The organism is Variovorax sp. (genome assembly GCF_035634955.1).
In the GTDB taxonomy this organism is placed as follows: domain Bacteria; phylum Pseudomonadota; class Gammaproteobacteria; order Burkholderiales; family Burkholderiaceae_C; genus Variovorax.
The window spans coordinates 114,420-124,446 of sequence record NZ_DASQBZ010000003.1; the positions used below are offsets into that span (position 1 = coordinate 114,420).

A 10,027-nucleotide genomic window follows, 5' to 3' on the forward strand; every position below is an offset into this window, starting at 1 on the left:
GCGCGCAACGCCCATCGCTAAAGACACTCTGTTGACGCTGATCCTCCAGGGTGGCAAAAATCGGACCATGCAGAGCCTCATACCCAAGATCGAATCGCAGTTGGCTTCGCTCCCCGTCCCCATCGCGCTTGAACTGCCCGATGGCCGCCGGGTGGCCAGCCCCAATTCGCGCGTGACGCTGGCCTTCACCGAATGGTCCGCACTGGCCAAGCTGGCCGCGCGCCAGGTCGGGGCGATCGGCGAGGCCTACGTCGAGGGGAAGGTGCAGATACAGGGCGCGATGCGCGACCTGACCGATGCCGTCGTCGGCCTGCTGCCGGACAACCCGGCCGAGACCCAGCACGGGTGGCTGGGCGAGCTCAAGCGGTCACTCAAGTCGCGCAGCCTTCACTCGCTGCGCAAGGACGCCGAGCAGATCCAGTTCCATTACGACGTCTCGGACGACTTCTACGCGTTGTGGCTGGATCCGCGGCGCGTGTACTCGTGTGCGTACTTCCGCGACGCCTCCATGAGCCTGGCGCAGGCGCAGGAGGCCAAGCTCGATCACATCTGCCGCAAGCTCGGCCTGCGCGAAGGCGAGAACTACCTGGACATCGGGTCCGGCTGGGGCGCGCTGCTGTTGTGGGCCGCAGAGAACTACGGCGTGCGCGCGACCGGCATCACCCTGTCGAAGAACCAGCACGCCTACGTCAGCCGCCTGATCGAGGAGCGTGGGCTCGCCGGCCGGGTACGGGTCGAGCTCAAGGACTACCGCGAACTCCAGCCCGAGCAGCCATTCGACAAGATCTCGTCGGTGGGCATGTTCGAGCATGTGGGCAGCGCCAACATGCGTGCCTATTTCGACACCATCATGCGGCTGCTGCGGCCGGGCGGCCTGGTGCTGAACCACGGCATCACCTCGGGCCAGCTCGACTACCGGCAACTGGGCTCCGGCATGGGCGAGTTCATCGAGAAATACATCTTCCCCGGCGGCGAACTGCTGCACGTCACGCACGTGCTGCGCGAGACGGCTGCCGCGGGGCTGGAGATGGTCGACACCGAAAGCCTGCGCCCGCACTACGCACGCACGCTGTGGTGCTGGTCGGACGCACTGGAATCGAGGCTGGTCGAGGCGCGCGAGGTGCTCGAGCGCGGCGCCGGCAGTGCCCAGCGTGCGGAACGCGTGCTGCGCGCCTATCGGCTCTACCTGGCCGGATCGGCCATGGCCTTCGAGCGGGGGTGGATCTCCTTGCACCAGATGCTCTCGGCCAAGCCCGACGGGGATATGTCGAGCGGTACGATGCGTGGCGCGCAATCGCAGTACCCTTATTCGCGCGATTACATCTACAGGTAGAACCAGATGCTGTACCGATTCAAGTCCCAGGCCACCGATTCCTTCGTGATGATGGAGGGCAACGCGCGTCAACTGCTGGATATCGTCGGAAAGTCGTCCAGCAAGGGCGTCATCACCGTCGAACAGATGCCCGCGGCCATCAGCGCCCTGGAGGCGGCCATCAATGCCGATGCATCCGCCAACAAGCACAACCACGACGCCTTCGCGGCCGAGGCCCATGCCGACGAGGCAGAGCGCCAGCATGTCGGGCTGCACCAGCGCGCCGCGCCGCTGCTGAACATGCTCAAGCGTTCCCTGGCCGAGGGCAAGGACGTCGTCTGGGGCGTGTGACGCCCGCTGGCCCGCGTCAGTCCACCTTCGCGCCGGAGTCCTTCACCACCTTCGCCCATTTCACGTGTTCGCTGGCGATCAGCCGGGTGAACTCCTCGGGGGTGTTGCCGCTCGGAATGGCGCCCTGCGCCTGCATCTTCTCCTTGATGTCCGGGCTCTCCAGCGACTTGGCGACAGCCTGCTGAATGCGCTTGACGATGTCGGGCGACGTGCCGGCCGGTGCGAGCAGGCCGAACCATGAGCTGGCCTCGTAGCCCTTGAGTGCCGGACCACCGGCTTCCTCGACCGTGGGCACATCGGGCAACGCCGGGGACCGCTTGGCGCTCGTGACGGCCAGCGGCACCAGCTTGCCGCCCTTGATCTGCTGCATCGAAGAGGGCAGGTTGTCGAACATCACGTCCGCATTGCCGGCCACCATGTCGAGCAGCGCAGGCCCGGAGCCGCGGTAGGGAATGTGCGTCATCGAAACGCCGGTCATCGACTTGAACAGTTCGCCGGCCAGGTGGATCGAGGTGCCACTGCCGCTCGACGCCATGTTGAGCTTGCCGGGGTGCGACTTCGCATACTTGATGAAGTCCTGCACGTTGTGGATGTTCAGGTCCTTGGCCTTCTGTGCGTTCATCTCCATCACGTTCGGCACGGCGGCCACCAGCGTGATCGGCATGAAGTCCTTGATCGGGTCGTAGGGCAGCTTGGGGTACAGCGCACGGTTGATGCCGTGCGTGCCCACCGTGCCCATCAGCAGCGTGTAGCCGTCGGCAGGCGAGTGCGACACGATTTCCGCGCCCACGTTTCCGCCCGCGCCAGCGCGGTTGTCCACGATGAATTGCTGGCCGAAGGCCTTGGACAACTCGGGCGCGACGGCGCGCGCCAGGATGTCCGTGGTTCCGCCAGGCGCAAAGGGCACGACGATCTTCACCGGCTTGCTGGGCCAGGCCTCCTGCGCAGCGGCCGGGCCGGCGCCGGCGCACAGCAGGGCGAGCGCGCACGCGCCCAGCATGGTGCGGCGCGGCATGGAATGGGTGGAATGGGACATTGAAGACTCCGCAACTCGATTCGAAACCAGCGGTTGTACGTGGGATGGCGTTCTTGCGCGCGGGTGATTCCCCGGGGTAGGCGTGCGCCGGGTCAGTGATCGACGCGCGCCATGGCCGCCAGCATCTTCTCGAGCGCGGCGGCGAGCTGCTCGCGCTCGGCAGGCACCATGCCCTCGAACAGCTCCGCTTCCCGGTGGCGCGCCGCCTCGTGCACCACCGCATGCAAGGCCCGCCCGGCTTCGCTCAGGTAGAGCCGGTTGCATCGCTGGTCGTCGGGGTCCGCGCAACGGTCGACCCGCTGCGCGCGCTGAAGGCTCCCCAGGGCGCGACTCACGGCCATCTTGTCCATGCCGCACTGTTCGCACACCTGGCTGGCGGTGCAGCCCGGAAGGCGCGCCACCACTGCCATCACGCGCCATTCCGGCAGCGTCAGCCGGTGCTCGCGGCCGACGCGCTGCGCGAAAGGCCGACCCGCGAGGTTGACCACGCGCACCAGTTGAAGGAGCAGCAGGTCGTCGGCTGCGGCATCCACGGCGTGCGCTCCGTCGATGTCCGCGGGCGGCATCAGCCGCGGCCGCTCGCGAGCCGCCGGGCCGCCTGCACGATGCCGGCGGCATCCACGCGCGACTGCGCCTCCAGCACCGGCGCATAGCCGACCGGGATTCGCGGCGCGCCGAGCCGTGCCACGCGGCAGCCGGTCGCCTCAGCCGCGGTCGCCGCGATCTCGGCGCCGAAGCCGCCGGCCTGCACCGCCTCGTGCACCACGAGCAGGCGGGTAGTGCGCGCGCAGGACGCCAGCACCGTTTCCCGGTCCCAGGGCCACAGCGTGCGCAGGTCGATCAGATCGACCGCCAGGCCCTCGGCCGCCAGGATGTCGCAGGCCTGCTCGCAGGACTGCAGCTGGCGGCTCCAGCTCACCATCGTGAGCGCATCGCCGGCGCGCACCCGGCGCGCCTGTCCCAGCCGCACCGTTTGCGCCTCGTCGACCGTGCCGCGCAGGCCCCACAGTGCCTTGTGCTCGATGTAGACCACCGGGTCGTCGCATTGCATCGACGCGCGCAGCAGGCCGTAGTTGTCCTGCGGCGTGCCCGGGCACACCACGACCACGCCGGGCAGATGCGCGAACCAGGCCTCGAGCGACTGGGAGTGCTGGGCGGCGGATGCGTCCCAGATGCCGCCGGGCATGCGCGCGACCATCGGCACCCGCCCCTGGCCGCCGAACATGTAGCGGTTCTTGGCGGCCTGGTTGACCAGTTCGTCCATTCCGCACAGGGCGAAGTCAACCACCCGCATCTCGACCACAGGCCGCAGGCCCGCCAGGGCCATGCCGACGCCGGCGCCCATGATGGCCGCCTCGCTGATCGGCGTGTCGATCACGCGTTCGCCGCCAAAGCGTGCCTGGAGCCCGGCGTACTGGCCGAAGATGCCGCCGCGACCGACGTCCTCGCCGACCACCACCACGCGGGCGTCGCCGTCCATCTCCCGCTGCACGGCCAATGCGGCGGCCTGGGCGTAGCTGAGTTCCTGCGCGGCGGCGCCGGCGCTGGTCTTGTCGTGTTCCTGCATGCTGGTCAGATCCATTGCCCCGCTCCCACGTCCTGCACATCGCCAAAGGCCGCTTCGGGCGCCGGCCACGGGGCCGCGTCGGCCGCGGCCAGGGCCTCGTCCACCTCCACCTGCGCTTCGTCCTGCAGCGCATCGAGCTCCGCCGCGCTCACGCCGTCGGCCAGCAGGGTGGCGCGGGCGCGGGCAATGGGGTCGGTGTCGAGCGCGGCCGCCAGTTCCTGCGGGTCGCGGTAGGCCGCCGGGTCGACCGACACGTGCCCTTTGACGCGATAGGTGAGGGCGTGCAGTAGGCGCGGGCCGCTGCCGGCGCGCACCTGTGCCACCAGGCCGGCGGCCACGGCGTGCACGGCGAACACGTCGTTGCCGTCCACCCGGGTGGCGGCGATGTCGAGCGACGCGGCGCGCGCCGAGGCGCCGTCGCCTGCCGTCATGGGGCCGCTGGACGTGGTGGCGCTCCAGCGGTTGTCCTCGCAGACGAACAGCACCGGCAGGCGGTACACCCGCGCCCAGTTCAGCGCCTCCAGGAAGGGGCCGCGATTGATGGCCCCGTCGCCGAAGAAGCAGACCGTGATGGCCTCGCCCGCGCCCGAACCCGGGCCGCCTTGGCGAGCGGCCTTGAGCAGTTTCTGCGCGTGCGCCGCGCCCACCGCGATCGGCAGGCCGGCCGCGACCACGCCGTTGGCGCCGAGCATGCCCACCGAGAAGTCGGCAATGTGCATCGAGCCGCCCTTGCCGCCATTGAAGCCGCTGGCCTTGCCGAACAGCTCGCACATCATGCGCGTGAGGTCGGCGCCCTTGGCCAGCGTGTGCCCGTGGCCGCGGTGGGTCGAGGTGAGGTAGTCGCTGGCGTCGAGGTGCGCACATACGCCCGCCGGCACGGCTTCCTGGCCGGTGGACAGGTGCAGCGGACCGCGCACCTTGGCGGCCGTGCCGGCCTGCTGGCCATAGGCGCTGACGCCGCCCTGGCTGGCCGCTTCGGCGGCGTTCTCGAAGGCGCGGATGCGCAACATCATGCGATAGAGCGCGCGGCGCGCGCGCGGGTCGGAAGTCATGGAACTCATTGGGTCTCCGGCGCAGGACAGGGCTGCGCGCTCGGCGCACAAAATGGTATCGAACGTGACCAAGTTTGAGGCAGCGGGCTTACCCGCGAGCGAAGCGGCGCGTTGCCGAAGAAAGGCCGCAGGGATTCCCCCGATGTTCGCTCCGCCGGGTGCGGCGATTATTTAGTTCGTCGCCCGAACTAATAGGCGGCACCCCAACAACGGAGACATCCACATGCACAAGTCCCTGCGCGCCCTGGGCATCCTGGCCCTGGGCTTTTCCGCGGTCGGCGCGATGGCCCAGACGGTGGTCGGCGTGAGCTGGTCCAACTTCCAGGAGGAACGCTGGAAGACCGACGAGGCCGCCATCAAGGCGCAACTGGAGAAGCTGGGCGCCAAGTACATCAGCGCCGACGCCGGCGGCTCGCCCGAGAAGCAGCTGGCCGACGTGGAAGGGCTGATCTCCAAGGGAGCGAAGGCGCTGATCGTGCTGGCGATGGACAAGGACGCCATCCTGCCGGCCGTGAACAAGGCGACGCAACGCAAGATCCCGGTGGTGGCCTACGACAGGCTGATCGAGGCGCCCGGTGTGTTCTACATCACCTTCGACAACGTCGAGGTGGGCCGCATGCAGGCGCGCGCGGTCTACAAGCTGGTGCCCAAGGGCAACTACGTTTTCATCAAGGGCTCCCCCACCGATCCCAACGCCAACTTCCTGCGCGCCGGAGCGCAGGAAGTTGTGGACGCGGCGGTGAAGAAGGGTGACATCAAGATCGTCGGCGACGAGTACACCGAGGGCTGGAAGCCCGAGGTCGCGCAGAAGAACATGGAGCAGATCCTCACGCGCAACGGCAACAAGGTCGATGCCGTGGTGGCAGCCAACGACGGCACCGCCGGCGGCGCGGTGGCCGCGCTCACCGCCAAGGGAATCCGCGGCGTCCCGGTGTCGGGACAGGACGCCGACCATGCGGCCCTGAACCGCGTGGCGCTCGGTACCCAGACCGTATCGGTATGGAAGGATTCGCGCGAGCTGGGCAAGGAGGCCGCCAGCGCCGCCGTCGCCCTGGCCGGCGGCAAGCCGGTGGACAAGGCGGCGCCGTGGTCCGGCGGCGAGAAGAAGGTGCCGCTCAACTCGCGCTTCCTGACGCCCGTGCCGATCACGCGCGACAACCTCGACGTGATCATCAAGGCGGGCTGGATCACCAAGGCCGAGCTGTGCAAGGGCGTCGCGGCGGCCACTGCGCCTCAGGCATGTAAGTAGGCCCGATCCGGGGCCGGCCTGCCTCGCGGGTCGCGCCGGCGGCGCATGACGGATGCGCCGGGAGTTGCCCGAGTCAAGGAGGACGCGATGAGTGATGACGCCGTGCCGCTGTGGCGGCGCACGGGGGTGGACCTGCGGCTGCTGCTGATGTGCGTGCTGCTGGCGGCACTGGCGGTGGGCTTCCACGTGCTGTCGGGCGGCCTGTTCCTGACCCCGGAAAACCTCTACAACGTGGCGCAGCAGACGGCGGTCGTGGGCATCGTCTCCACCGTCATGGTGCTGATCATCGTGGCGCGCCACATCGATCTGTCGGTCGGCTCGGTGATGGGCTTCATCGGCGTGCTGGTGGCCTACCTGCAGTACACCTCCGGCTGGTCCTGGCCGGCCGCGTGCCTGGCGGGGCTGGCGGTGGCGTTGGTGGTGTCGATCTACCAGGGATGGCTCGTCGCCAGCCTCGGCGTGCCGTCGTTCGTGGTCACGCTGGGTGGACTGATGTCCTTCCGGGGCGCGGCCTTCCTGGTCGCCGACGGCAAGACGCAACCGGTCAACGACGCCTTCTTCCAGCGCCTGGGTGGCGGCTACGACGGGGGCATCGGCACCACCTGGACCTGGCTGCTGGCGGCCGTCATCGCGGTGGTGCTGGTCTTGCGCATGCTGCAGCGGCGCCGAGCGCGCGCCTTCCACGGAATGCCGAACCGGCCCCTGTGGCTGGAGTCGGTGCTGGTCGCTGTGCCGATCGTGGCGGTGTTCGCCTTCGCCGCGGTGATGAACGACTACCGCATCGGCGACAAGCCGCAGGCACAGGGCTTGCCGATTCCGGTGCTGCTGTGGGCCGCGGTGGCGGTCGTGCTGTCCTTTCTCGTGCACCGCACCCGCTTCGGCCGCTACGTGTTCGCCATGGGCGGCAATCCGGACGCGGCGGCGCTGGTGGGCATTCCGGTCAAGCGGGTCACGCTCATGCTGTTCGCGCTGCTGGCGGTGCTGGTCACGATCGCGGCCATCGTGTCGATCGCGCGCCTGAATGCCGGCACCAACTCGCTTGGCACCGGCATGGAGCTGTACGTGATCGCGGCGGCCGTCATCGGCGGCACCGCGCTGGCGGGCGGCAGCGGATCGATCTTCGGCTCGGTGCTGGGCGCGCTGATCATGCAGTCGCTCGACAGCGGCATGCTGCTGCTGGACGTGTCGATCGGCAAGCGCATGGTGATCATCGGCCAGGTGCTGATCGTCGCGGTGGTGTTCGACGTGCTGTACCGGCGCCGCGTCGGAGACAACTGATGAGTACGCCCCTTGTTCAACTGCGCGGCATCCGCAAGGCCTTCGGCGGCATCAAGGCGGTCGACGACGTCAGCATCAACCTGCATCCGGGTGAAGTGGTGGCGCTGCTCGGCCACAACGGCGCCGGCAAGTCCACGCTCATGAAGATGCTCGCCGGTGCCTACCCGGTCGACTCGGGCGATGTCATCGTTGCCGGGCAGCAGGTCCACATCCGCACGCCCGCCGAAGCGCAGGCGCTGGGCATCGAGACCATCTACCAGACGCTGGCGCTGGCCGACAACCTGGATTCGGTGGCCAACCTGTTCCTCGGCCGCGAGAAGCTCACGCCGTGGCGCACGCTCGACGACGATTTCATGGAGGTGCAGGCGCGCAAGGTGTTCCAGCGCCTGAACCGGAACTTCACCAACATCCGCGTGCCGGTGCGCCGCCTGTCGGGCGGCCAACGTCAGGTGGTGGCGATCGCGCGCGCGCTGTACTTCAATGCCCGCATCCTGATCATGGACGAGCCCTGCGCCGCACTCGGCCCGGAGGAAACCGCCATGGTCGGCAGCCTGGTGCGCCAGCTCAAGGCCGACGGCGTGGGCATCTTCCTGATCACCCACGACATGCCGGACGTGTTCGGCCTGTCGGACCGCCTCGCGGTGATGAAGAACGGTCGCCTGGTCGGCACCTATGCCACGGCCGACGTCACCGAGGACCAGGTGCTGGGCATGATCATCGCGGGCAAGCGGCCCGAGGCAATCGCGGAGACGGCGCGGTCAGCGGGATGACCCCCATCGGCGACCAGCGACTGGTCAAGCGCATCAACCGCAGCGTGCTGCTGCGTCTGCTGCGCGCCCGGCCGGGGCTGTCGCGCGCCCAGCTCGCGCAGGCAAGCGGGCTGACCAAGTCCACCGTCGGGCAACTCGTGCGCGAGCTCCTGGATGAAGGCTGGCTTCGAGAATCCGGCCTGCCCGTGGCCGGCGGTGCCGGGCGGCCGTCGACGCCCTTGGCCATCGACGCCGGGGTGCGCGCGCTGGCGGGCATCGAGGTCGGCGTCGAGTGCATGCGCCTGGCCTGCGTCTCGCTGCAAGGCGAACTGTTGCATTCGGACGAACAGGCCTTGGACGGCACGTCGCCGGAGGCGGTCTGCCACCACGCCGCGGCGCTGGCGGCCCAGGCGAGCCGTGCCATGTCGGCGCGCGGCATGCGGCTGGCGGGACTGGGCATTGGCGTGCCCGGCGCGGTCGACCATGACACCGGGCGCGTGCGCTTCGCCCCCAATCTGGGCTGGCGCGACGTGGCGCTGCTGCCGCTGCTCGACCGGGCGCTGGCAGACGCGCGCGTCTGCGAAGTGCCGCTGCAGTTGCAGAACGAGGCCGACGCGGCCGCGCTGGGGGAATACGAATTCGGCGATGCGGGCGAGGGCGCCGACCCGCTCATCTTCGTCAACTGCGACGTGGGCGTCGGCGCGGGCATCGTCCTCAACGACCGCCTGTTCGTCGGCGCGCAGGGCATGGCGGGCGAGATCGGCCACACCATCGTCCAGGCCGGCGGCCCGCCATGCTCGTGCGGACGGCGCGGCTGCGCCGAGGCGTTCTTCGGATCGCGCGCGCTGGCGCGGCCGGGTGCCGACCCCCAGCAGGCGGCCGCATTCCTGGGCGTGCTGCTGCAGAACCTGTGGGTCACGTTCGATCCGCGCGTCATCGTGGTCGGCGGCGCCAGCTGTGCAGCGCATCCGCGGTTGCTCGAGCATGCCGTCCAGACCGTCCAGACCTATGCGCGGGCGGCCGGCCTGGCGCCTCCGCCGGTGCGCCCGGCGCGCTATGGCGCACTGGCGCCGGCCGTGGGCGCGGCGGCCTTCGCGCTGCACGAGTATCTTCGGCCCCTGCATCCCGGCCAGCATGCCCGGCGGCCACAAAAAAGCCGCCGCAGCCCGCAGGCGCCGGCGGCTTCCAGGGCGTCTCGAGGCGATCAGTCCACGTAGATGCCGGCGGCCTTGATGACCGGGCCGAAGCGCGCCACCTCGGACTGGACGAACTTCTTGTGCTCTGCCGGCTCCACCCGCTTGTCGTTGACCACCACCGCGCCCAGGCCCTCTTCCTTCTTGATGAAGTCCGGGTCCTTGAGCGCCAGCTTCAGCGCGTCGTTGATCTTCTTGAGCACCGGCGCCGGCGTGCCCTTGGGCGCGTACAGCCCGTGC

11 protein-coding genes are annotated in these 10,027 nt (G+C 69.3%); 6 read left to right on the forward strand and 5 right to left on the reverse strand.

Going from position 1 to position 10,027, the window contains the following annotated elements:
* Nucleotides 1-67 precede the first annotated feature (67 nt).
* Both VES41_RS00985 and VES41_RS00990 read left to right on the forward strand, forming a co-directional pair.
* The gene (locus VES41_RS00985) at nucleotides 68-1,333 is read left to right on the forward strand and encodes a class I SAM-dependent methyltransferase (protein ID WP_324811799.1); all 1,266 of its coding nucleotides are present in this window, start codon (nucleotides 68-70) and stop codon (nucleotides 1,331-1,333) included.
* A gap of 6 nt (nucleotides 1,334-1,339) precedes the next feature.
* Nucleotides 1,340-1,663 carry a DUF1840 domain-containing protein gene (locus VES41_RS00990; protein WP_324811802.1) on the forward strand — a complete coding sequence of 108 codons (324 nt, stop codon included), beginning with the start codon at nucleotides 1,340-1,342 and terminating at the stop codon, nucleotides 1,661-1,663.
* A 16-nt stretch (nucleotides 1,664-1,679) separates the two neighbouring features.
* Here VES41_RS00990 and VES41_RS00995 read toward each other — a convergent pair whose 3' ends face one another.
* From VES41_RS00995 to VES41_RS01010, 4 genes are all read right to left on the reverse strand, one after another.
* Nucleotides 1,680-2,699 (reverse strand): tripartite tricarboxylate transporter substrate binding protein, encoded by a 1,020-nt coding sequence (locus VES41_RS00995; RefSeq protein WP_324811805.1) that lies wholly within the window; start codon nucleotides 2,697-2,699, stop codon nucleotides 1,680-1,682.
* Nucleotides 2,700-2,791: 92 nt separating this feature from the next.
* Nucleotides 2,792-3,232, reverse strand: a complete 441-nt coding sequence (locus VES41_RS01000) for a MarR family winged helix-turn-helix transcriptional regulator (RefSeq protein WP_324811811.1) — start codon at nucleotides 3,230-3,232, stop codon at nucleotides 2,792-2,794.
* Between the two features lie 32 nt (nucleotides 3,233-3,264).
* A complete protein-coding gene (locus VES41_RS01005) occupies nucleotides 3,265-4,281 on the reverse strand; it encodes an alpha-ketoacid dehydrogenase subunit beta (protein ID WP_324811814.1) in 1,017 nt (338 codons plus the stop codon).
* Nucleotides 4,272-5,327: a thiamine pyrophosphate-dependent dehydrogenase E1 component subunit alpha gene (locus tag VES41_RS01010; protein WP_324811816.1), complete on the reverse strand. Its 1,056-nt coding sequence runs from the start codon at nucleotides 5,325-5,327 to the stop codon at nucleotides 4,272-4,274. The genes VES41_RS01005 and VES41_RS01010 overlap by 10 nt, the downstream gene beginning before the upstream one ends.
* A gap of 214 nt (nucleotides 5,328-5,541) precedes the next feature.
* Here VES41_RS01010 and xylF point away from each other — a divergent pair, with 214 nt between their 5' ends.
* The 4 genes from xylF to VES41_RS01030 all read left to right on the forward strand — a co-directional run bounded on the left by xylF (nucleotide 5,542) and on the right by VES41_RS01030 (nucleotide 9,811).
* Nucleotides 5,542-6,567, forward strand: a complete 1,026-nt coding sequence (xylF, locus tag VES41_RS01015) for a D-xylose ABC transporter substrate-binding protein (RefSeq protein ID WP_324811819.1) — start codon at nucleotides 5,542-5,544, stop codon at nucleotides 6,565-6,567.
* Nucleotides 6,568-6,654: 87 nt separating this feature from the next.
* Nucleotides 6,655-7,845: a sugar ABC transporter permease gene (locus tag VES41_RS01020; protein ID WP_324811821.1), complete on the forward strand. Its 1,191-nt coding sequence runs from the start codon at nucleotides 6,655-6,657 to the stop codon at nucleotides 7,843-7,845.
* A complete protein-coding gene (locus tag VES41_RS01025) occupies nucleotides 7,845-8,615 on the forward strand; it encodes an ATP-binding cassette domain-containing protein (protein ID WP_324811823.1) in 771 nt (256 codons plus the stop codon). The genes VES41_RS01020 and VES41_RS01025 overlap by 1 nt, the downstream gene beginning before the upstream one ends.
* The gene (locus VES41_RS01030) at nucleotides 8,612-9,811 is read left to right on the forward strand and encodes an ROK family transcriptional regulator (protein WP_324811826.1); all 1,200 of its coding nucleotides are present in this window, start codon (nucleotides 8,612-8,614) and stop codon (nucleotides 9,809-9,811) included. The genes VES41_RS01025 and VES41_RS01030 overlap by 4 nt, the downstream gene beginning before the upstream one ends.
* On the opposite strand, the gene VES41_RS01035 is transcribed toward VES41_RS01030, so the two are convergent.
* Nucleotides 9,799-10,027 (reverse strand): tripartite tricarboxylate transporter substrate-binding protein (locus VES41_RS01035; protein WP_324811828.1); only part of this gene is annotated, 229 nt, incomplete at its 5' end. The genes VES41_RS01030 and VES41_RS01035 overlap by 13 nt on opposite strands.